Annotated in this window: 7 protein-coding genes; 1 reads left to right on the top strand and 6 read right to left on the bottom strand. The window is 41.3% G+C overall.

From position 1 onward, the window contains the following. Positions 1-24 precede the first annotated feature (24 nt). Genes C9J45_RS14500 through C9J45_RS14475 form a run of 6 tightly spaced genes read right to left on the bottom strand, consistent with a single transcriptional unit; the run spans position 25 to position 8072 of the window. On the bottom strand, positions 25-2148 hold the full coding sequence (locus C9J45_RS14500) for a type I secretion system permease/ATPase (protein ID WP_107287544.1): 2124 nt from the start codon (positions 2146-2148) through the stop codon (positions 25-27). A 1-nt stretch (position 2149) separates the two neighbouring features. Then, positions 2150-4078 carry an EAL domain-containing protein gene (locus C9J45_RS14495; protein WP_107206656.1) on the bottom strand — a complete coding sequence of 643 codons (1929 nt, stop codon included), beginning with the start codon at positions 4076-4078 and terminating at the stop codon, positions 2150-2152. 13 nt (positions 4079-4091) lie between these two features. Beyond that, the gene (locus C9J45_RS14490; protein WP_107287545.1) at positions 4092-4745 is read right to left on the bottom strand and encodes a transglutaminase-like cysteine peptidase; all 654 of its coding nucleotides are present in this window, start codon (positions 4743-4745) and stop codon (positions 4092-4094) included. A gap of 15 nt (positions 4746-4760) precedes the next feature. Continuing rightward, positions 4761-5351, bottom strand: coding sequence for an OmpA family protein (locus C9J45_RS14485; protein WP_107287546.1), 591 nt, complete (start codon positions 5349-5351; stop codon positions 4761-4763). Positions 5352-5362: 11 nt separating this feature from the next. After that, positions 5363-6667, bottom strand: coding sequence for a TolC family outer membrane protein (locus tag C9J45_RS14480; RefSeq protein ID WP_369917486.1), 1305 nt, complete (start codon positions 6665-6667; stop codon positions 5363-5365). Between the two features lie 10 nt (positions 6668-6677). Continuing rightward, entirely contained in the window at positions 6678-8072 is a 1395-nt protein-coding gene (locus tag C9J45_RS14475; RefSeq protein ID WP_107206652.1) for an HlyD family type I secretion periplasmic adaptor subunit, read from the bottom strand. Positions 8073-8493: 421 nt separating this feature from the next. Between C9J45_RS14475 and C9J45_RS14470 the strand changes: the two genes are divergently transcribed. Beyond that, the gene (locus C9J45_RS14470; protein ID WP_107292693.1) at positions 8494-25266 is read left to right on the top strand and encodes a retention module-containing protein; all 16773 of its coding nucleotides are present in this window, start codon (positions 8494-8496) and stop codon (positions 25264-25266) included. The last annotated feature ends 214 nt before the right edge of the window (positions 25267-25480 follow it).

Raw genomic sequence — 25480 nt, 5'->3', positions numbered from 1 at the left:
TTTAATTAAACAAGATGACGGTTATTATTGCTCTGATTTTGGCTGGCTTACATTACCTTCACGGAGTGACTTCAACACGGCATCTTTTGGACCATCGGCGACAATGCGTCCTTGCTCCATAACAATAAGTCGATCAACAATATCAAGCATACTGGTTTTATGAGTGATTAAAATCAGTGTTTCTTCTGGGGTCATATTAGTCAGTTGACGTTTTATATACATTTCAGAGCGGTTATCCATACTGCTCGTTGGTTCATCCATAATCATAACGGGTGGGTTAGATAAGAATGCACGCGCAATCGCAATTGCTTGTCGTTGACCACCGGAAATAGCATGACCACCTTCACCAATTTGTTTTTCTAAACCTGCGGCATCGTGTTGGGTAAAGGCTGTCACGCCAGCACGCTCTGCTGCTAATAATATTTCATTATCACTGGCTAACGGGCGCCCCAATGTAATATTGTCACGAATCGAGCCAAAGAATAATGTGATATCTTGTGGAACACAGCCAATATTCCTACGGATATCAATATGATGAAGTTGATTAATATCAGTATCATCAATTAAAACAGAACCTTCTGTTGGTCTATATAGCCCCATTAACAAACGTTCTAAGCTTGTTTTACCAGAACCAATACGACCAATAATTGCCACTTTTTCACCAGGATTAATGGTGAGGTTAATATTTTTTAGCGCGGCATGTGTTGCATTGGGGTAAGCAAAGGATACATTATCAAATTCAATTTTTCCGCGAATAACAGGGCGATGAATGTAACGTTTGCCGTCTTCTTGCTCTAGTGGCATAGCCATCAATTGTTCAATTACCGTCATTGCTGATTTTGCTTGGTTATAACGGGTAGAAAGCAGGGCAAGTTGTACCATTGGACCAACCGCACGTCCACTTAACATGGTTGAGGCTATCAAACCACCCATAGTGAGGTCGCCATTGGCAATTAAATACACGCCTACCACAATCATTGCGACAGAAACGAACTGCTGTAAGAAACCTGCGGTATTTTGTACAGAGTCTGTTAAACGACGTGATTTTAAACTCCAGTTAGACATATGCGCGACAGCTTCTTCCCAACGGTATTGGAATTGGCTTTGTGCGCCAAACATTTTAACTGTTTCTAAACCTGATAGGCTTTCGATGAGGTTGGCATGTTTTTGCGAAGAAAGACGTGAGCCTTCTTCAATACTTTTTCGAAGTGGGCGTTGGATAAAGAAGCTATACGCCACTAATATGAGTACAGCAATCAAAGGTACTAATGCTAAAGGCCCTGCCATTATGTAGATGATCAGTAGGAATAGCAGAGCAAAAGGTAAATCGATTAATGAAGATACGGTTGCCGAGGTAAAGAACTCTCGAATAGATTCAAACTCTTGTAAGTGGCGAGCAAACGCACCAACAGAAGCTGGTTTTGCTTCCATACGTATACCCATGACACGGCTAAATATTTTTGCTGATATTAATATATCTGATTTTTTACCAGCAAGATCGATGAAATAGCTTCTCAGCAATTTTAATATCAAATCGAAGACAAAAATAACCGTAATACCAATGGCTAGCACCCATAATGAATCAAACGCTAAATTAGGTACAATTTTGTCATACACTAAGCGAGTGAAAAGGGGAGCGGCGATGGCAAATATATTGATAAGAATTGAGGCTATCAATACATCACGGTAAATATTACGAGATTCCCATAAGGTACTCCAAAACCAGTGGCCATCACGCGTTTTTAAAATTTCAGGCGAGCGTTCATCGTAGCGGAAGCGCTTTTTGACTAAAAATAACCGGCCCGTGTATTGCGCATTTAATTCATTCAATTTGACCCATTGTTCACTACCTTCATTTTGTGGCAGGACAACTTCGGCTTCACCTTTTTCTTTATCAATACTTAAAACGACACATGCGTCTCCACCTTTAAGTAGAGCGATGACAGGAAATAGAAGAGAAGAGATACTCTTCAATTCCATTTTTGTTTCTTTGGCTTGCAGTCCTGCTTTTTCTGCTGCGCGAGGAAGAAGAAAAGGAGAAAGTAAACCATCAGTTAATGGTAAATCTGCCACGAGAGCATCTGGTGAATTTGCTTGACCATAAAAACGGCTGACATATACGAGTGACTGAAGTAAAGGATCTTTCATTTTAATTCTCGTGATTCAATTGATCAGTAACAAAACCTTGGAACCCGAGGATATCCATCGCAGCTAATTTATCTTTTTGCTCAGCCGTTTCTACGCGTGTTGCAATTGTGGTGACAGAAAGGTTATTGGCCGTACGTGTGATAGATTGAAGTACATCCGTTTTTATCTGATCATCGAGTTGTGAGGTATAAGCAAAATCTAATTTAACGTAGTTTGGGCGGAGACGATTTAAATAACCAGCTGAGCTAAAGTTATGCCCGTAATTATCAATACCAAAGCGGAAGCCATTTTGATGAATGATTTCACACAGTAAAGATACATTGTCAATTTGCTTAATAAAGCAAATTTCAGGTAATTCGAATAAAACACGATCTTTAATTTGCTGTGAACTTTGGAGCTTGCTGTTTAACCAACGAATGAAACCCGTATCGTTAATACTGCTTTGTGTAATGTTAATCGCAATAGGAACAGAGGTTGGATTTCTCTCTATATCGCTAAATAATGCATCAACGATGTAGCGGTCAAAATTAGCACCTTCATTGAGTTGTTCTATCGCAGATAAAAATTGACCGGCATTAAAGCGCTGGTTGTCTTTTTGAATGTAAGCGAAAGCTTCTTTATGCAGTATTTTATTGCCAACATTGATCGCTTTTTGGAATGTGAAGTGGATAAGCTTATTGGCGATAGCTTCATCAACCAGTGCTTTCCATTGTTGCTTACCTAATGATGCCGTTTCTTTCTTCTCATGAGATTCAATCAGCGCGAGTGGTTCTTTAGGCTCTTGTCGTGCTTTGTTTAACGCATTATCAGCACTGGCTAATAATGTAGAGATTGTTTCATTGTCTGAACAAATCACAATGCCGACAGCAGCATGTAATGGTGCTATGCCTAATGGATCTGAATTAAGTTCTGAAGTCATGTTAAGCATTTTTCGACCAGTTTCGATAAGTTCTTCTTTGGTCGCGTTAGGAGATATTAAAGCAAACTCTGATTGGTTTAGACGTGCAATGGTTACATCGTCATTCGACAGTTCTTTTAAGCGAGAAGAAACTTTTTGAACTAATTGGTCACCAGCTTCATAGCCGGATTGAGTATAGCTATCTTCAATATCATCTGCTTTCAATAACGCCATACCGCCACTTGGTTTATGAGATAGCCAGGTGTTAATTTTTGATAGGAGATAACTACGGTTAGCCAAACCTGATACAGGGTCTTGATAAGCACGAATACGAAGGTTGTCTGCCTCTTGTGCTTGCTGTTCAAAGTGACTTTGAAGTTGTTGGTTCATTGAGTTAAAAGCGGTAACCACATCAGCTAGATCGCGGGTGAGAGGCATTGGAAGAGAAGATGTGAAATGCTGTGATGCCATCTCTTTTGCACTATTTTGGATCTGTTTTAACGGTTGTAATACTTTATTGAGAACAAGCGATAAAACGATTGCACCTAAAACTGAACATATAACGAAACCTAGCATGAGCTGCACGGTAGCTTTCCACAATTGTTGGTAAGCTGTAGCTGGGCTACTTGTTACTGTAAGGTTTGCAAGTTGCATCCAACCACTTGCAAGTGTTGTTGATTGCGTTATCGGTTCAATATTAATGAGGCTTTGGAACCAGCTAGGTACACCAGCAACCTTCTGAGGATACTGACGAACGATTTTCTTGTCGGAATCTAAGAGCTCCAGTTTAACTTCACTGTAAAAACTTGAGTCAAACGTTGCGCTTATCACTGATTCTGCAGCAACCATGTCTTTATTTTCAAGGTAAGGAGACAGGGCAAAACCAACAGAGCTTATTGCATTAGTTAACTCTGTTGATTGCTGGTGAACAAGATAGTCTTTTGTAGTACTGAATTGGATTGCAAAGACCGCACTGATAAATGCGAAAAATACAACCAGCATCCATAGTAAAAGCTGTCGATAAAGTGTCATTGATGTTCACTCGTTAATAAGTATTTTTAGGGCGGTGTAGTATTATTTTATTGGAACGATCACGGAGGTCGTTCCATAGGCTAAGACGTGACGCTTTTCCTGCGACTTGACTTTGCCCTCTATTTTTCATTAGCCACAACTTGCTACCATTAAAGCTGTAAATCGGTAGTAAATCTTTTCGTTGTGTTGCAGGTGAAATTTCACCTTTTAAGTTATCTAAAATTAGAGGTACAGAGGAGGGAGTAGGGTAGTAAGCGACAACCATGTGGAATTGATTCAGTTCTAAAGCTTTTACGTAAATTAATCGCAGCTTTTTATCTGGAATACCCAGTTCTCTTAATGCTTGGTATTTGGCGATACTAAAATCTTCACAATCACCGGCACCTGCACCTACAAATTCATAAGGTGTGGCCCAGTAATCTTCTTTACCCCATAACTTCTCATCACTGATAAAAACAAATTGATTGAAAAAGTTATTAACAGCTTTCAGTTTTTGCTGTTCACTTAAGTGTTGTGAATTTTGGATGAGTGCTCGCCACGCAGTCGCTCGTTTCCCAGCTCTTTCTCCGTAAAAGTGTTCTATTTTTGCGATCTGTTGCTTGTTCGTGGCAGCGAATACATTCACTGCCACGACTAAACACAGAGCCCAGAAGATTATTTTATTCAACGTGGATTCTATTTATTAATTTTCACGAACAGTATAGATACTCCATTCTTTCACAACGTTACCTTGAGATCCAACAACTTGAGCGACAACGCGACGGCTAAGTGTGTTACTTTCTTCAACATCTGACGCTTTCACAGGATCGCTATCACCAAAACCAATAGTTTTAATGCGAGACGGTGCAACCCCTTCAGTGATCAGTGCTTGTCGAATAGCTGCAGCACGGCGCTTTGATAACGCAACATTGTATGCCGCGTTACCAACTGGACTCGCATACCCTTTTAGTTCAATGTGTGTTTTTGGGTATTTGGCTAAAAATTCACTCATATTGCTAATGTTTTCCATATAGCTTTCAGGGATTTCTGCAGAGTCATTAGCAAATAATACGTGAATATTATTCTCTTCTGAATTTTTAACATATGTAGGACAGCCATCGTTATCTACGACGGCATCTATAGGCGTATCAGCACAGCGGTCACGCTGATTGATCACACCATCACTATCTGCGTCAAACAGATCTTTTGTTTGCTTTGCAATAGGAGGCTGCGGTACAGAGAGTGAACAACCAAGTAAAGAAAAAGACAGTAAAACCGTGATTACGTATTTCATTTTTAATCCTTTTATTTAACAGACTTTGCCCAAGTTTCTGGGATCTCAACGCGCATCTCATCAAGGATTAGACCGGTTGCATTAAGAACACGGTATTTTGCTAAAATACCATCATATTCAGCTGCTAAATAAGCTTTACGTGCTTCAAATAATTCGTTTTCGGTGTTGAGTACATCCAGTAATGTACGCTGACCAATCTTAAACTGTTTTTCATATGCGATAACGGTACGTGCAGAGGCATCAACGTGCTCTTGCAAGAACAGTTTTTGTTTTTTCGCTAAATCTAGTGCGCTCCAAGATAGGCGAGTACCTTCTTCTAACATGTGGTGAGCACGATCACGAATGTCTTTAGATTTGTTAATTTGGTATGCAGCACGACGAGATTTTGCTACATCACTGCCACCGTTATACAGGTTATAGCGCATTTTTAGCATGGCTTTTAGCTCATCAGTTTTACCTTCAGAGCCATTTAAGTCATCTCCCCATTCTTGTGATGCTTCTATACTAAATGATGGGTAGAACGTACCTTTTGCTTGCTTGTACTGATATTCAGCAGCGTCAATGTCATTTGAGGCAACGTGTACCACAGGGTTATTTTTCTTCGCTTTTTCTAATGCATCATCTAATGATTTTGGTAGGTAGTTCACGTCAACTTCAGGCTTTACAAGATCTTTAGGATACTGGCCAACGATACGCACAAACTGGGTGATCTTGTCTTGCAAATTGCTTTGTGCTGCCAGTAGATTTGTATTAGAACTGGCTAAACGGCCTTCGACTTGTGCTAAGTCAGCTGTTGATCCAATACCTGAGTCTGCACGTTTTTTAATGTCTGAATACATTTTTTGATGAACTTTAAGGTTTGATTCAGACAAAGCGAGTACATCTTGAGCATGAAGCACATTTAGATATGCTTCTGTGCTTTTTAATGCTTTGTCTTGTGCATCAGACAGTAATTGATAACGCTCTGCTTCTGTTTCTGACTTATTACGTTGAATATCGTTGTACGTAATCGAGCCATCCCAGATTAGCTGTCGAATGTTGATTTTCGCATTACGAGGTTTATATTCACCAGAAGGGCTTTTCGCTTTGTAATCGTCATAGCCAACACCCGCTTCAAGATCGACACTTGGTAGGTAGTCACCTTTTGAAGCATTGATCAATTGATGCTTACTTTGGAACTCATTGTAGGCACTTTTAATCTCTGGATTACTTGAGAGCGTTTCAGCTACAGCTTGTTCCAATGATTGCGCCATTACAGGCGCAGCCATACATTGAAGACCGATGAGAAGAGTAATTTTTTTTAATTTATATTTCATAGTCACTTCATTATTCTCTTAACGCGGTATGTCGCGCTTTGAGTATTGGTTTAAGAAGGTAGTCAAGTACAGAGCGTTTTCCTGTAATGATATCAACGGTGGCTGTCATACCGGGTATAATCGGTAAAGCTTCGCCATTAGGTCCCTTTAAACTACTCGCATCAGTACGAATTCTGACTTGATAGAAACTATTGCCTTCTTTATCTTGGATTGTATCTGCACTGATTGTTTCCAATGTTCCATGTAAACCACCATAGCTAGTAAAATCATAGGCACTAAACTTAATAATTGCAGGTAGATTTGGTCGTAGAAAGCCAATATCTTGCGGTGCTATTTTAGCTTCTATTAGCAAGGTATCTTCCGTTGGAACAATTTCCACAAGTGGCATGCCTGGTTGAATAACACCACCTACAGTATTGACATATATTTTTTGAATTGTGCCAGTTACTGGTGAAACCACGGTTGTTCGTTTAACACGATCTTCTAAACCAATTTGGGTTTCACTTAAGCTCCCTAATTTGTCACTGGTTTCATTTAGTTGTGCTTGAATATCTGAACGGAACTGTAATGCAATATCAATGTACTTAAAGCCAGCTTCTTGAATCGCTGCTTGCGTGACAGGGATTTGCATTTTTGCAGAGTTTAAATCACGTTTCGTATCGTTGAGTGACCGTTGTAACTTCAGTAATTCTATCCGTGGTACAACACCTTCCTCAGCTAATGGTTTCGTAATATTGTATTCTTTTAGAGCAATATTGTAGCTGTTACGTAAGTTGCTGACTCGAGATTGTGTTTCAGCCAACTCTCTTTCTTTTTGCGATGCTTGCTCAGAAGCAACAGAAAGCTGGTTTTGTAGGTTATTTAATTTGTCTGTAAATTGATTGAGCTGCCGACGAACTAATGCTGAATGTGCTTTTTTAAATGTATCATCAAAAACAGGTGGTTTACGTTCAATCGTGACACTATTTCGCCAATGCGTATTATCGGCTTTGTTGCTCACTGTAACGCTCGCAAGTAACGCATTTAAACGTTGGGAGTCTGCTTGCATAGAAGCTAAGCTTTGTGTTTTTTCTTTAAAATCGGATTTAAATTGCGTGTCATCAATTAATAATAGTGTTTGACCTTTCTTTACTTGTTCACCTTCTTTAACAAGCACTTTTTTGACAATACCACCTTCCAGGTTTTGAACGACTTGAAGTTGAGATGACGGAATAACTTTTCCGCTACCGGTGGTCACTTTATCTAACTTGGCAAAGTAAGCCCAAATGAAAGCCGTGACAAAGAATAAGATCATTACCCACAGAATAACACGCGCGCTTTTAGGGGTATTAAGCAACAATGCTGCTGATTTATCATCCACATACTCTAGGTTGTCTGCTGAAATAGAAGTGTTTTTCTTGTTCATTAGTTGTCCGCGTTAGATGCTCACTAAAGGGAAATGCTGACCGACGTCCATGTATTTTGTTATTTAAAATGGTCGTTCGCATTACAGTTTTTATACTATTTACTGTATGCTATCAACACTAGTATCATTAAGTTTGCAGGGCATTTTTTCGCTCTTATTTGTTCTTAATTGGTATTTATTATTGATATTTCTATGAAGTATGTTACAAAAGCTTGCAAAATCATAGTTGAATAATAAGAATTTTTAGCTAAATATGTCGTCAAATTATTGACGATATGTTTTTTTAAATCAATTAAAAAAATACCGTTTTTAATAGAAAACCTCTATCGATTATAAAAACATCAATTGGTGGTGCGTAACATGTTCTGTATGACTGGGATCGTTACTATCAAATTGAATAAACAAAAAAGGTTAAGAGAGTATGACTACCATTGATAATAAGAATTTAGGCATGATCAAGCTTGTGAATGGAGACGGCTTTATTCTTAAGGCTGGTGATAAAGTTCAGCCAATTATTGATGAGCATACTCTTCAACCTGATGAAATCGTTGTTACTAATGGTAACGCTAAATTTATTATTAACAATAATGGCGTTGAGCAAGTCATTAATCAGACATGCCCAACTTGCGTAGTAACAACGCCTGTAGGTGTTAAAGCAACGGATCTTAATAACAAAATCGCGTTTAATCATGAGGGAGCGGAACATACAACTTTCGCTTCTGACGACATTGATGCAATTCAAGCTGCGATTTTAAACGGTCTGGATCCTACTCAACTTTTTGAAGCACCTGCGGCTGGTAATGAATCTGCAGGTAATGTAGGCCTTAATGGATCATCTTCTGCTGCAAGTTTTATAACGATTAATTACGATAACGATGCACTTTTAGCTGAAGCTGGCTTCGATACGGCTTATGATCCAAGTCGAAATATAGATAACCTAGATCCACGGGCTATTTTAGTTCCTGATGGTGGCGAACTAGGCTCATTACTTATTACTGAGGGTGATCTCAGTGATAATACCTATCCTGTTGTTTCTTCGACATCTATTTTTGTAGAAGCGGCAACGCTTCCTCTTGAGACTTCATCGTTTGTATTTGATCCTCTCACCATCAATAATGTTTTAAATGAATTAAACAGTGAGATCACATCAGGCGGTCAGGCTGTTACTTTTGTCTACGATAAAGTAACGAATATGATCATCGGTACTCTCGATGGTCAACCTGTTATGTCTATTGCATTAGAAGCAACGTCAGAAAATGGGCGTGATGTAACGGTGACAGTAACCACAACGATTAATCAGCCACTTGACCACTCTGGTGATAATGTTTCTGGCTTAGTCAATCGTGATGGCGATCAAATCAATATTGATGTTGCTATTCAAGCCACAGATAGCAGTGGTAATGCATTAGATAAGCCAATTAATGTTGAGATTGGTGTTATCGACGGTGCAAATCCCGAATTTGGTACTGATACCGGCGTGACAATTAATGAAGGTACTCAAGCTGATCAGGTTATTGACGGAAAGGTTCCACTTGATGTTGGTTCTGATGCAATCGCAACCATTCATTTTAATGCTGAACAAGCAGGCTTAACGGCAATTACAAGTAATGGTCGAGAAACAACGTTTACCGTTGATGGTAATGTTTTAACTGTTTTAGATTCATCTTCGCAACCTGTGATGGTGGTGACCATTGCGAATGATGGTACCTACACTGTAAAAGTGACTGGGCCTATTGACCAAAACAGTGACGATATCGCGAATATTAAATTAGATGTTACTGCGACAGATAAAGACGGTGATACAGCTCAAGGTGAGTTAAATATCACCATAAATGATGGCACTGATGCTGCGGGTGGGGAACGCGTTTCTATTACATTAACGGAAGGTGATATTGACGTTGATGGGAGCGGTACAAGCACGGGTGGCGCAGATACCACTTACCCAGTAGAAAAAACCGGTGAGCTTACGCTGGTTGCGGGGGAAGATCGCCTCGATCCAACCACCGTTGCCATTGATGCGACGCAGCAAACGGATTTAATTAAAGAGCTAAACGCAGAGCTTACATCTGGTGGCAAACCATTAACCTTTACGATTGACGCTAATGGTAACTTAGTCGGTACCATTGCGGGTACTGATACAGTTGCCGTACGAGTTGAATTAATCCCAACGCAAGTGGGTCAAAACGTTAACGTCGAAATTCAAATCATTCAAGAATTACCACTTGATCATAACCCTTCTGGAAATTCACAAGGTTTTGTTACTGTGAATGGCAGTAACATTTCAATCAATCTTCCTATTCAAGCAAAAGACACTGATGGTGATTTTCTTGAAAAACCTGCGCAAGTAGATATCACGATCAATGATGGTGATAATCCTGTTTTTGGTATTGATCTTGGAACAGAAAATCCAATTAATGAGACCGATGCTCTAGGTAAAGTTGTCGATGGGAAAATCCCCCTTAATATTGGCTCAGACGAAATATCTCACATTCACTTTGATGCTGAACAACCAGGCTTAGCGAATATTACGAGTGATGGCAAACCTGTTACTTTTTCTGTTTCAGGTAATACCATTAACGTCGTTGATGCTGAAGGCAAGCCTGTAATGACTGTTACTATCGCTAATGATGGTAGCTACAAAGTTATTGTAGAAGGCGAGCTGGACCAAGATAGTCTTAATATTGCGAAAATAGAATTAAACGTCACAGCAACAGATAAAGACGGCGATACCGCACAAGGCCAATTAAATATTCAAGTAGAAGACGGTGCAATTGCCGGTGGCGGTGAGTCTGCAAGTATTACGATTACAGAAGGGGATTTAACCCCAGAAGGTAATGAAGTCGGGTATCCCGTTTCAGCAAGTACTTCTTTAACGATTACCGCTGGTGCTGACCGATTAGACCCAAGCTCGATTACGATTGATGAGAAACAACTCGAGGCTTTAAAAAATGAGCTTACAACAGAGCTTAGTTCTGACGGTAAGCCATTAACATTTACTTATGATGTAGCAACGGGCGTATTAACCGGAAGCGCAAATGGTGCAACTGTTGTTAGCGTAACATTGACAGCCCTTCAAGCAGCGAATGGTAAAGATGTTGATGTAAAAGTTACCATGACTCAGTACGGACCATTAGATCACAATGGTAATGAGATCGATGGTCTAGTCGCTAACCATAATGATCAAGTTGTTATCGATTTACCTATTCAGGTGAAAGATACCGATGGTGATTGGTTAAAAGATCCTGCAACCGTTGATATTACCGTTGTCGATGGCGAAATCCCTGCTTTTGGTGTGGATAGCAAAGCGACCTTAAATGAAGGTAAGGATGGCATTGCAACCGGTATGGGGAATATTGCGGTTGATAGCGGTAGTGATCAGGTCGTTAAGGTTACGTTTGAGGCGAACCAAGACTCCCTTAATGGTTTAACCAGTAATGGTCATGCTACAACTTATTCACTGAGTGCTGATGGCACTACGGTGACGGTGGTATTAGCGAGTGATCCATCGCAAGTGGTAATGGAAGTGACTATTGATATCAATGGTCATTACGTTGTAACGCAAAAACAACCTATCGATCAGGTCGGTGATACTGCAGCTGATAATGAGAACATTGCTTTATCTGTTGTGGCAGAAGATAGAGATGGTGACGTAAGCAAGCCAGGTAATATTGAGATTACTATTCATGATGGTGCCAATGCATCAGGTAATGAGCAAGGAGCTATTACTATTACAGAAGGTGATTTAACACCTGAAGGTAATGAGCAAGGTTACCCAGTAAGTGGTAATACAACCATAGCTATTGCTGCGGGGGTTGATCGTCTTGATCCGACAACAGTGACCGTTGACCAGACACAAGTTAATGCGTTAATCCATGAGTTAACTACTGAACTTACAACAGCAAATGGTACGGCAATTAACTTTAGCTATGATGCTAAAACGGGATTAATTACAGGTACTGCGGGTGGTGAAACGGTATTAACGGTAACTGTGAGCGCGGTTCAAGCGGTAAATGGGCATGATGTTGATATTAACGTGTCTATTACGCAATTTAAGCCACTTGATCATAATGACAATGGCACCGATGGCTTAATTAAAAGCGTTGATGACAAAATTGTTATTGATGTTCCAGTCCAAGTTAAAGATACCGATGGTGATTGGTTAGACAAACCTGCCAATGTGGATATCACGATTGTTGATGGGGCGAACCCTGAATTTGGTACCGATAAAGGTATCATCATCAATGAAACCACCGACGCTGATAAAGTGATGCAGGGTCAGATCCCGTTAAATGTCGGCTCTGATGATATTCAGACCATCCACTTTAATGCGACCCAAGAGGGCCTAGCCAACATTACTAGCAACGGTCAGCAAACCACGTTTACTGTTAATGGCAATGTATTAACCGTGGTTGATGCAGACTCTAATCCTGTGATGGTAGTGACGATCGCTAATGACGGTACCTATACCGTTAAAGTAACCGGGCCTGTTGACCAAAACAGTGTCGATATTGCTGATATTAAGCTTGATGTTACCGCGACAGATAAAGATGGTGATACGGCTAGTGGTGAACTCAACATCACGATAAAAGATGGTACAGATGCGGCAGGTGGTGAAAACATTGATATCACAATCACCGAAGGTGACCGTGATGTGGATGGTAGCGGCACAAGCACAGGTGGCGCAGATACCACTTATCCGGTAGAGAAAACCGGTGAGTTAACGCTGGTTGCGGGTGAAGATCGCCTCGATCCAACTACCGTTGCCATTGATGCGACGCAGCAAGCGGATTTAATTAAAGAGCTCAACGCTGAGCTTACATCCGGCGGCAAACCATTAACCTTTACGATTGATGCCAATGGTAATTTGGTCGGTACCATCGCAGGTACTGATACGGTTGCCGTACGTGTTGAATTAACCCCAACGCAAGCGGGTCAAAACGTTAACGTCGAAGTTAAAATCATCCAAGAACAACCACTGGATCATCAGGCTTCAGGTAACAGTTCAGGTTTTGTCACTGTCGATGGTGATGACATCTCGATTAAAGTCCCCGTACAGGCGAAAGATACCGATGGCGATTGGTTAGACAAACCTGCCAATGTGGATATCACAATTGTTGATGGTGCGAACCCTGAATTTGGTACCGATAAAGGTATCATCATCAATGAAACCACCGACGCTGATAAAGTGATGCAGGGTCAGATCCCGTTAAATGTCGGCTCTGATGATATTCAGACCATCCACTTTAATGCGACCCAAGAGGGCCTAGCCAACATTACTAGCAACGGTCAGCAAACCACGTTTACTGTTAATGGCAATGTATTAACCGTGGTTGATGCAGATTCTAATCCTGTGATGGTAGTGACGATCGCTAATGACGGTACCTATACCGTTAAAGTAACTGGGCCAGTTGACCAAAACAGTGTCGATATTGCTGATATTAAGCTTGATGTTACCGCGACAGATAAAGACGGTGATACGGCTAGTGGTGAACTCAACATCACGATAAAAGATGGTACAGATGCGGCAGGTGGTGAAAACATTGATATCACTATCACCGAAGGTGACCGTGATGTGGATGGCAGCGGCACAAGCACAGGTGGCGCAGATACCACTTATCCGGTAGAGAAAACCGGTGAGTTAACACTGGTTGCGGGTGAAGATCGCCTCGATCCAACCACCGTTGCCATTGATGCGACGCAGCAAGCGGATTTAATTAAAGAGCTCAACGCTGAGCTTACATCCGGCGGCAAACCATTAACCTTTACGATTGATGCCAATGGTAATTTGGTCGGTACCATCGCAGGTACTGATACGGTTGCCGTACGTGTTGAATTAACCCCAACGCAAGCGGGTCAAAACGTTAACGTCGAAGTTAAAATCATCCAAGAACAACCACTGGATCATCAGGCTTCAGGTAACAGTTCAGGTTTTGTGACTGTCGATGGTGATGACATCTCGATTAAAGTCCCCGTACAGGCGAAAGATACCGATGGCGATTGGTTAGACAAACCTGCCAATGTGGATATCACGATTGTTGATGGGGCGAACCCTGAATTTGGTACCGATAAAGGTATCATCATCAATGAAACCACCGACGCTGATAAAGTGATGCAGGGTCAGATCCCGTTAAATGTCGGCTCTGATGATATTCAGACCATCCACTTTAATGCGACCCAAGATAGCCTAGCCAACATTACCAGCAACGGTCAGCAAACCACGTTTACTGTTAATGGCAATGTACTAACCGTGGTTGATGTAGACTCTAATCCTGTGATGGTAGTGACGATCGCTAATGACGGTACCTATACCGTTAAAGTAACCGGGCCTGTTGACCAAAACAGTGTCGATATTGCTGATATTAAGCTTGATGTTACTGCGACAGATAAAGACGGTGATACGGCCAGTGGTGAACTCAACATCACGATCAAAGATGGTACAGATGCGGCAGGTGGTGAAAACATTGATATCACAATCACCGAAGGTGACCGTGATGTGGATGGCAGTGGCACAAGCACAGGTGGCGCAGATACCACTTATCCGGTAGAGAAAACCGGTGAGTTAACGCTGGTTGCGGGTGAAGATCGCCTCGATCCAACCACCGTTGCCATTGATGCGACGCAGCAAGCGGATTTAATTAAAGAGCTCAACGCTGAGCTTACATCCGGCGGCAAACCATTAACCTTTACGATTGATGCCAATGGTAATTTGGTCGGTACCATCGCAGGTACTGATACGGTTGCCGTACGTGTTGAATTAACCCCAACGCAAGCGGGTCAAAACGTTAACGTCGAAGTTAAAATAATCCAAGAACAACCACTGGATCATCAGGCTTCAGGTAACAGTTCAGGTTTTGTGACCGTCGATGGTGATGACATCTCGATTAAAGTCCCTGTACAGGCGAAAGATACCGATGGTGATTGGTTAGACAAACCTGCCAATGTGGATATCACGATTGTTGATGGGGCGAACCCTGAATTTGGTACCGATAAAGGTATCATCATCAATGAAACCACCGACGCTGATAAAGTGATGCAGGGTCAGATCCCGTTAAATGTCGGCTCTGATGATATTCAGACCATCCACTTTAATGCGACCCAAGATAGCCTAGCCAACATTACCAGCAACGGTCAGCAAACCACGTTTACTGTTAATGGCAATGTACTAACCGTGGTTGATGCAGACTCTAATCCTGTGATGGTAGTGACGATCGCTAATGACGGTACCTATACCGTTAAAGTAACCGGGCCTGTTGACCAAAACAGTGTCGATATTGCTGATATTAAGCTTGATGTTACTGCGACAGATAAAGACGGTGATACGGCTAGTGGTGAACTCAACATCACGATCAAAGATGGTACAGATGCGGCAGGTGGTGAAAACATTGATATCACAATCACCGAAGGTGACCGTGATGTGGATGGCAGTGGCACAAGCACAGGTGGCGCAGATACCACTTATCCGGTAGAGAAAACCGGTGAGTTAACGCTGGTTGCGGGTGAAGATCGCCTCGATCCAACCACCGTTGCCATTGATGCGACGCAGCAAGCGGATTTAATTAAAGAGCTCAACGCTGAGCTTACATCCTGCGGCAAACCATTAACCTTTACGATTGATGCCAATGGTAATTTGGTCGGTACCATCGCAGGTACTGATACGGTTGCCGTACGTGTTGAATTAACCCCAACGCAAGCGGGTCAAAACGTTAATGTCGAAGTCAAAATCATCCAAGAGCTGCCACTTGATCATCAGGCTTCAGGTAACAGTTCAGGTTTTGTCACTGTCGATGGTGATGACATCTCGATTAAAGTCCCTGTACAGGCGAAAGATACCGATGGTGATTGGTTAGACAAACCTGCCAATGTGGATATCACGATTGTTGATGGGGCGAACCCTGAATTTGGTACCGATAAAGGTACAACGATCACTGAAACAGAAAATGGTGCAACCGCAACAGGTAAAATCCCGCTAAATGTGGGCTCTGATGATGTTGCGCATATTGATTTTGCGCAGTCTCAGCCATCACTTGAAGGGATTGTATCTAATAACCAAGCAACCCGTTATGTGGTTGATGGTAATGAAATTAAAGTTGTGATTGACGGTGGCGCGAATGATGGCGCAGCGGTAATGACGATTGAAATCAATGTCGATGGTAGTTACACGGTTCATCAACATCTGCCAATTGAGCAAGACAACAGCAAAGGCGATACCGTTGATATTAATCTGGCTGTTACTGCAACAGATAAAGACGGTGATATCAGTAATACGGGTCAATTAGAGATCCATATTAAAGATGGTCTAAACCCTACCGGTGAGGGTGTTGTAGCAAACATCACGATTACTGAAGGTGATCTTGAAGATCCTAAAGCTGGCAAGGGTTACCCTGTTTCAGCAGATACGCATTTTACAGTTAATGCCACAGATGATGCATTAGTTGCTAATAGCTTGAAGATTGCTGATAGCGCACAAGTAGATTTAGTAAAAGAGCTCAATAGCTTAACGTCAAATGGTGAAGCACTGACTTTCACTGTTCACACTGATGCTAATGGTGTAATCACTATTACGGGTGTGACAACAAGTGGTCAAGAAGCGGTAAGTATTAGCATGACGCCGTCCTCATCAGCGAATGGTGATGTGACTGTTGATTTGGCTATTCATCAGTCTTTACCTCTTGATCACATAAAATCAAACGGCACCTATGTTGATGTTACCGGCGGTAAGATCACCATTGATGTACCTGTTCAAATGCAAGATACCGATGGTGACGCGTTAGACAAACCCGTTGATGTGAACATTACGATTAAAGATGGTCAGAAGCCTTCGTTTGGTCATGATTCAACAGCAACCTTGGAAGAAGGGGTATCAGGCACAGCAACAGCATCTGGCACTATTGATATCGATACGGGCAGTGACCAAGTCGCGAAAGTGTACTTTAAAGGTAACCAATCATCGTTGGATGGTTTAACCAGTAATGGTCATGAAACGACGTATTCGTTAAGTGCTGACGGCTCTACAATCACCGTAGTATTAAAAGACAATCCATCTCAAGTTGTGATGGAAATCAAGATTGATGTTAATGGTCATTACGTTGTTGAACAAAAACAACCGATTGATCAGGTCGATGACAAGAATGCTGATAATGAAATTATTAAGCTAGATGTCGTTGCTCAAGACTATGACGGTGATAACAGCAAGCCGGGTCAGATCACGATCAATATTCATGATGGTGAGGATGCAAAAGGTGGCGAAACTGGCTCTATCGTTATTACTGAAGGCGATTTACAACCGACAGCAGGTGAACAAGGTTACCCTGTTTCAGGTGATGTTGACATTGCGGTGAAAGCTGGCGTTGACCGTTTAGATCCAACTAAGGTTTCAATCGATAGTACACATCTTTCGGCATTAATTGATGAGTTGCAGTCAGAGTTAACAGCATCTGGTTCAAAAATTAGCTTTAGCTATCACGATGGTCAGCTAATCGGTACTGCTAATGGTCAAGTCGTTCTAACGGTTACGGTTTCAGCAGTACAGGCAGCTAATGGTCATGATGTAGACGTGAAAGTTTCCATTACTCAACATGCGCCTTTAGATCATCATGGTAGTGAAACCTCAGGTTTTGTAAGTGTTGATGGCGATAAGATTGTTATCGATGTGCCGGTCCAAGTCAAAGACACTGACGGTGATAACCTTGCCAATAATGTAAATGCGCAAATCACCATTAATGATGGTGCCGCACCTATCATTATTTCTGCTCCAGCTATCAGTGTTGATGAAGATGCATTAGCGGGTGGTTCACATACATCAAAAGATGGCGTAACAGCACTGGGTGATATTCAAGTCGATCAAGGCAGTGACTATGTGTCTAACTTTAAGGTCGATGTAGAAGCGTTTAATGCTCAAAATACCATTAAGTCAGAAGGCCACGACGTTGTTCTTGAGCAGACAGGTGTGGGTACTTATCAAGGGATAGCGAATGGACAAGTTGTCTTCACCTATGCCTTGTTACCTAATGGTCGTTATATATTTAAGCTGGAAGGGACAATAGATCATCCCACTCAAGGTGAAGATGAGTTTAAGATTGAATTTCCTGTTTATGCCGTTGATAAAGATGGTGATACCAGCGGTACAGTCAATATTGATGTATCAATTAAAGATGATATTCCATCTGTACATGATGTAACGCTAAATACGGTTGAGCACAGCACGACGACACTGGAAAATGTGATTGTGAGTACCGGTGCGGATGGTGCACAAGTCACAGCATTGATTGTTGATGGGCAGCATATTGATTTATCAACATTGCCAGAGTCTGGCGGTTATCGTATTTATGAAGTAACAGAGAATGGTCAAAAGTTAGGTGATCTTATGATCAAACCTAATGGTGATACTTACTTTGCTGCGAACGATAATTTGGATCATAACCAAGAAGAGATCCTTAAAAATATTGGCTTTGAAGTAACCGATGGCGACGGTGATAAGGCACAAGGTACGATCACGCTTGAAGTGTCGGATAAAGATGCAACCTTAAGCTTGCAAAACAGCATTGGTCAGGAAGAAGACGGTCGTCACTCTACTGATCCCAACGATAATGTTGATGTAAATCGTGATGGTATTGCGATCAATATGAGCATCAATGTTGGTGATAATGATCGTGGTGAGCACATTGGCACTGTGACTATTCAACCGCAAGGCGAAGCGCATGGCGTCTTTATGTTTAACGGTCAGCCTTTAGCTGTTAATAGCGACGGTTCAATCACTATTCCTGCAAGTGCATTTACAGCAGATGCTAGCGGTGAGAATTACACCCTACAAGGCGTGACTTTTGTTCCTGCAGAAGATTTCTCGACCTCTGCAAACGGTATTAAATTTGATGTTAGTGCACAAGTGAATACCACTGATGGTGGTAACCACCCAGTAATGAATGGTGAGTTCTCGATTGATGTTCAGGGTATTGCAGATACGCCAACATGGAGTGCAAGCTCTGTTGAACATTATGTTGTTGATGAAGATGGTTCTAATGTTCAGCTAAGTGTTGTTGCTGATCTGCAAGATACCGATGGCTCTGAAGCACTGTTCTACTACATTACGGTACCAAAAGAGTACCAAGATAAATGTACATTAGAAATTGATGGTCAAACACTAGTTGAAACATCACCAGGGTCAGGTATTTACAAAGTAGATGCTGAGCAAATGAAATCTGTTGAGGTGAACCCTGCTGATAACTTTAGTGGTGATATTAAACTGTCTATCACAGCTGAAAGTAAAGAGCTTGATAACTTTGTTAATGGCCATCAGACAGCAGAATCGACTGCGAAAGAAATTGTTATCAATGTAAATCCTCAAGCTGATGATGGCACGTTAAAAGTAACGCGTGTTGAATCGAAAGAAGATGAGCGCATTGATCTATCAACGCACATTAACTTTGTGTCGTTAGATGATAATACCGATAACTCTGAGCATTTATTCCTACAAATCTCAGCACTTCCTGAAGGTGCGGTATTGTACTTAAATGATCAACTTCTGACGCCAAATGCTGATGGTGTGTATGAAATTAAATATGAAGACTTGAACGGTCTATCACTTCAGCCGCCATTAGATAGCAACGTTGACTTTAGTATATCAGTCAACGGTGTGATCCGAGATGTTGCAACCATTACTGATGCTAATGGTAATGTGACAACGGAAACTAGCGAGAAAGTTGTTGGCCCACAATCGATTGATATTGCATTAACCGGTGTGGTTGATCAGGCGAGAATTGAATCAGAAAATTCTGATTGGACCCGTTTAGATAACGGTCAAATTGGCTTACAAACCACGATCAAAGAAGACGGTAGCGCGAAGTTTGATTTTAAAGTGGTATCAGGTGAGCACACGGTTGATGGTAAAACTGATGGTTCTGAAACCTTAAGTATTGTGGTTTCTGGTATTCCAGAAGGGGCAAAACTGTACGATCAGAACGGTAACCTTCAAACACTGGTTTATGCTGGTGAAGATAAAAACGGTCAGCCTATTTATCAGGTTAATCTGACAACGTTAAATGATGTAAAAATCGTACCACCTGAAAATAGCACAGAAGACATTACGCTTGATGTACGAGTCGTGGTGACTGAAAACGATGGTGCGAGTAAGGCGTTTAATGGCGAATTGGTTATTCATGTTACGCCTGAGATTGATGCGACAGATTACGGTACGGTTTCTAAGGGTTTTGAAGATCAACCGATTCAAATTGATTGGTTACCACCTGAGTTTACCGATCCGAAAGAACATATTACGGCTGTTGCATTAAACGGTTTACCACAAGGTTACCAGTTGTTCTTGGGTGATACGTTATTAGTTGCCGATGCATCAGGAAAAATCACCTTTACTGATAGCCAATTACAACAGTTATTGAATGGCACTAAGTTAACACTGCATGCGCCAGAAGATTCGGATAAAGATATCACGTTAACTTCAACAGTAACGGTATCAGAGACCGATGTTGATGGTGATAAAGAGACGGTAACGAAAGATATTACAGGTACTTTAACCGTTGATATTGAAGCTGTTGTGGAAAGCGATGGTCAGTTAGTTGTAAGTGATGACGGCAAAACTGTTACCAATATTAGCTGTGACAGTGATGGTGTAATTGATCTCTCTAATGGTGCTGACTCAGATGGCAAAATCACTTGGGTTAATGACGATAATTCCAGCTCTGAAGTTATTCAGCAAGTCGTACTAGAACCTATTCCTGAAGGTTTTGTGATTGTTGGTGGTATTAACAATGGTGATGGTAGTTGGACGATTCCTCAGTCGCAATTAGGCAACTTGCAGATCAAAGCACCAGAAGGCTTTAAAGAGACTCTAGTGCTACAAATTAGCGCTATGGTTCAAGATTTAAGTGACGATGGTGATCCAAGTGCATTAGTGGTTAAGAAAGACACTATTACGCTTGATTTTAGTAAGAATACTGAAAGTCATGATGAAAAAGCTGCAGACATCATCATTGAAGATCACGTTGTAACGGGTACAGAAGATCACACGGTAGATTTAGGTAAACAAATTACCGATCACATCCTAAAAGTGAGTACCGCTGACGGTCATCAATTGAATGATGAGTTAACCATTGTTATTGATGCTAAAAATCTACCAGATGGGGCTTCGATTTCTGGAGCTGATTATAATCACGTAACAGGTGAGTATGTACTGAAAGTACCGGTATCTGCGAATGGTGAAGTGGACTTATCTAGCATTCACATTAACTTGCCGAAAGATTTTGCCGGTGACTTTAAGCTAGATGTGAAGTTTGTGACTACCGATACCGAAAGTGGTGATTACAAAACACAAACTGACACGATTTCAGTGCAAATTGCACCTGAAGTGGATGGACCTAAATCGGTTGAAATCAACGTGGTTGAAACTGAAGGCTTAAACGGTGATAAGCAGCCGATCTCGTCTTCTGATGATAAAACAGAGCAAGTTTATAAAGATGTTGCTTATGAAGATGGAGATATCAAGCTCGATCTATCTGTAGCACTAAAAGATGTCAGCACAGAGCTAACTGACGGTAAAGAGAGCGTTGAGTCTGTGACATTAACGCTTAAAGACAGTGCCGATGGTGTGTTTATTGATGCAAATGGCAATGTACTAGGTTCATCTATCACCATTGATGCTAGCCAGATGGGGAATATTCATTTCCGTCCAGCGCCTGATTTTAGCGGCAAGGTTGATATTGATGTGAAAACCACGGTTGTTGATACCACTGTTTATGATGAAACGGCTGGTGGCAAAGAAGTATCAGCATCAAAGACATTTGATAACACAGTGAGTTTTGATGTCGTTGCTGTTAATGACGAAGTTAAATGGCATGGTACTGAGACACCGATTGTCGGTAATGAAGATACCGCTATTTCATTAAGTGGTGTTGGTGGAACACTACAAGACAGCGATGGCTCTGAGCATATTGTTTCTATTAAGTTAGAAAATGTACCGGATGGCTTTATTGTTCAAGGCGCAACCAATAATGGTAGTGGTGTTTGGACACTTAGCGGTTCGGGGGAATCATTTGATTTAAGTAGCGTGAAAATTGTGCCACCGAAAGATTTCAGCGGTACAGTTAATATCGATATTGTGGTGTATTCAAAAGAAGAAACCTTAGACAAGCCAGCTGAAAACCGTAAAACCATCACTATTGATGTTCAGCCAGTTGCTGATAAAGTCGATACAGATGTAAACCCAAATGCATCTGGTGATGAAAATGGTTCAATCACGTTGGATTTAGGCATTAAAGCTTATGATGACGAAAACACCGTTAAGAACCCAAATTCAAATGTGCATGAAAATGGGGCGGAATCACTACAAATCACCATTACTAATGTGCCTGATTCAAGTTCATTTACATTACCGGATGGTGTAAAAGGCAGCTGTGAAAAACAAGCAGATGGTTCATGGGTCATTAAAGTTGATGGCTCTGAGCTTGATACATTGACCTTCCACCCAGGTGATGCGAACAACCAAACTGTGATTGACGGTAAGGTTTGGACGGGTGATCTAGATTTCGATATTCGTGCGGTGGATAACGGTGTTGTTGGTACAGATAGCGTTGCGGTGGATAAAACAATCCACGTTGATGTGACGCCTGATAACGATGCACCTGTAAACCATATGCCAACGGATCCGCTAACAGTTGAAGAAGATGCAATACTCGTGATCAAGAACCTGCAAGTGACTGATGTAGATAGTCATGATCATGATGCAGTAATGAACATGACGGTGACGTTAAGTGTACAGCATGGTCAATTAAGTATTGCTGATGGTGTCGATACAACAGGTCTGGTGATCAAAGGTAATGGTGATGGCACATTAACCATTGAAGGTGATATTACTAAGATCAATCAGCTATTGGATAAAGGCATCAATTACGTTGGTGATAAAGACTTTAACGGTACTGATAGCTTAACCATGACAACCAACGATAACGGCAATTCTGGTGCAGGTGGTGCTCTAACCGATACTGATAGCGTGGATATCACGGTGACGCCTGTTAACGATGCGCCAGTGAACACGGTACCTGATGCATTTATTGTTGATGAAGACAGCAGCCATGTGATCAGTGGTCTTAAGATCAGTGATGTAGATGCGAAGGAAAATGGCGCATCAGGTGACATGACGGTGACGTTAGCAGTAGGTCATGGCCAGTTAGCGATTATTGCAACTGATACGCAAGGTTTGAATATTGTTGATAATGGTGACGGTAAGTTAGTTATCAGTGGTGATATCAATAAGATCAACACATTACTTGCTGACGGTATTAAATATACCGGTGATGAGAATTATGCAGGTAAAGATCAGTTAACCATGACTACCAGCGATAACGGTAACGCTGGTGCAGGTGGCGTATTAACGGATATCGATACGGTTGATATCACGGTGACACCGGTTAACGATGCGCCTGTTAACCATGTACCAACCAGTATTGCGGCAGATGAAGACGTTGCTACTGTTATCACTGGATTACAAGTATCAGACGTCGACTTTAATGAACTAGCCAATAATACTGGTATGTCGGTACAGCTAAGTGTAGCTCATGGTTCATTAACGATTACATTGCCAGATAACAGCCCAGTGAAAGTGGTTCAAAATGGAGTCGGTAATGTCACGCTTGAAGGTTCAATGGATGATATTAATGCCGTGTTTAATAGTGGGGTAAGTTATACCGGCGATGAAAATTACAGTGGTAAAGATGAGTTAACCATTACGACTAACGATGGCGGCAATACAGGCTCTGGCGGTAACCAAGCTGCAACTAATAAAGTTGAAATTAATGTAGCTCCTAAAGCAGATGCGCCATCATTAAGTATCAGTCCGGAACATTTACAAACAGCAGCGATAAGAAGCTCTGTTGGTACCATGTTGCCACTGATTGGCTTAATTGCTGCGGCATCCGCAGATGCATCTGAAACCTTAACCGTTAAGTTAACGAATTTAGGTTCAGGTCAGGTTGTTGATAAAGACGGTAATGTTATTGGTAAAGATCTTGGTAATGGTCATTGGGAAGTGCCAGCTGACAAGGTTGATGGCTTGTATATCAAAGATCTTGACCAAGGTACGCACTCAATTAATGTTGTCGCGGTTTCGACTGAATCTGATGGCTCTTATGCAGAATCTGCACCTGTAAATATCAATATCGTTGTAGATGATTTATCGCAAACAAATAACGTTATTGGTCACAATTCAAATGTGAGTGGCGATAATCTGATCATCGACAGTACTGCAGCAGCAACGCTTTACGGTGGTGATGGTGATGATGTACTGGTTGGTGGTTTAGGCTCTGATATCCTTGTTGGTGGTGCTGGTGATGACATTCTATGGGGTGGGGAGCTAGGCGGTCATGGTGATGGGGTGAAAGATACCTTCCTATGGTCAGAAAGTGATTTCGGTACGGCAGATGCCCCTGCGACAGATAAGATCATGGACTTTGAAGTTGGTATCGATACTATCAGCCTAGGTGATGCATTAGACACGAAAGATATTCACTCATTAGCGGATTTGAATAATCGTCTGAATATCACTGAGCAAGATGGGAGTACCTTAATTCAGATCTCTAACGATCAAGATAAGGTAGTGCAGAATATCATTCTAGATGGTGTGTCTAACCATGACTTATTTGGTAGTACATCTAGTGAGATGACTGCAACGGATAAAGTGACAACGTTATTGAATAACGGCAGCCTTGAGCTTAGTAAGAACTTTGGTAATGAAGAGAGCAATGACTTAATCGCAGATAGCCAAGGTGAGTCTTTATTTGGTTTCGATGGTGACGACAATTTACTCGCGGGTACTGGAAATGACATCTTAACTGGCGGTGCTGGTGATGATCTCTTTACTTGGCATGAAACATCGCTATCTAATAGCAATAATACCGATACTATTGCTGATTTTGAGCTTGGTAAAGATAAGATTGATATCCGAGAATTGCTTGGCAATGATGATAGTGGTAAGTCAGATATGGATAACTTATTGGATCATGTAAGTGCAGGTGTTGATGATAAAGGTAATGTTAATCTTGATATCACAACAGATGACGGTAAGACGCAAAATATTGTCTTAGGTAATATTCATCCGGCCCATGATCTTGGGTTAGTGGATGGGGCTTCTTCTGTTGATATTATGAATTCACTGTTTGATCACAATGCATTTAAGATAGATAGCGGTCACTAAATAGAAAAATAGAATATAAAAGCAGCCCTTAGTGGCTGCTTTTTTTTACCTAAAACTGCGTAGTTATTCATTTAATTTACAATAAGTGCAGAAAACAAGCCTATATAAAGGAAACTTACGAACGATATAAAATAATAATCTATAAATAATGACTAATTAGACATAAACGTGTTTTGTTGCGGTAAATGTAAAAATTTTGTTATGTTAATTGCTA

The organism is Photobacterium sp. GB-1, from assembly GCF_003026165.1.
Lineage (GTDB): Bacteria > Pseudomonadota > Gammaproteobacteria > Enterobacterales > Vibrionaceae > Photobacterium.
Note: the sequence above shows the minus strand (reverse complement) of the source record. Positions and strands in the feature narration are given on the sequence as shown.

Bases quoted from the DNA above. Each gene is read 5' to 3' on its own strand.
- C9J45_RS14500 (WP_107287544.1), bottom strand. From the start codon at position 2,148: ATGAAAGATCCTTTACTTCAGTCACTCGTATATGTCAGCCGTTTTTAT.
- C9J45_RS14495 (WP_107206656.1), bottom strand. From the start codon at position 4,078: ATGACACTTTATCGACAGCTTTTACTATGGATGCTGGTTGTATTTTTC.
- C9J45_RS14485 (WP_107287546.1), bottom strand. From the start codon at position 5,351: ATGAAATACGTAATCACGGTTTTACTGTCTTTTTCTTTACTTGGTTGT.
- C9J45_RS14480 (WP_369917486.1), bottom strand. From the start codon at position 6,667: ATGAAATATAAATTAAAAAAAATTACTCTTCTCATCGGTCTTCAATGT.
- C9J45_RS14475 (WP_107206652.1), bottom strand. From the start codon at position 8,072: ATGAACAAGAAAAACACTTCTATTTCAGCAGACAACCTAGAGTATGTG.
- C9J45_RS14470 (WP_107292693.1), top strand. From the start codon at position 8,494: ATGACTACCATTGATAATAAGAATTTAGGCATGATCAAGCTTGTGAAT.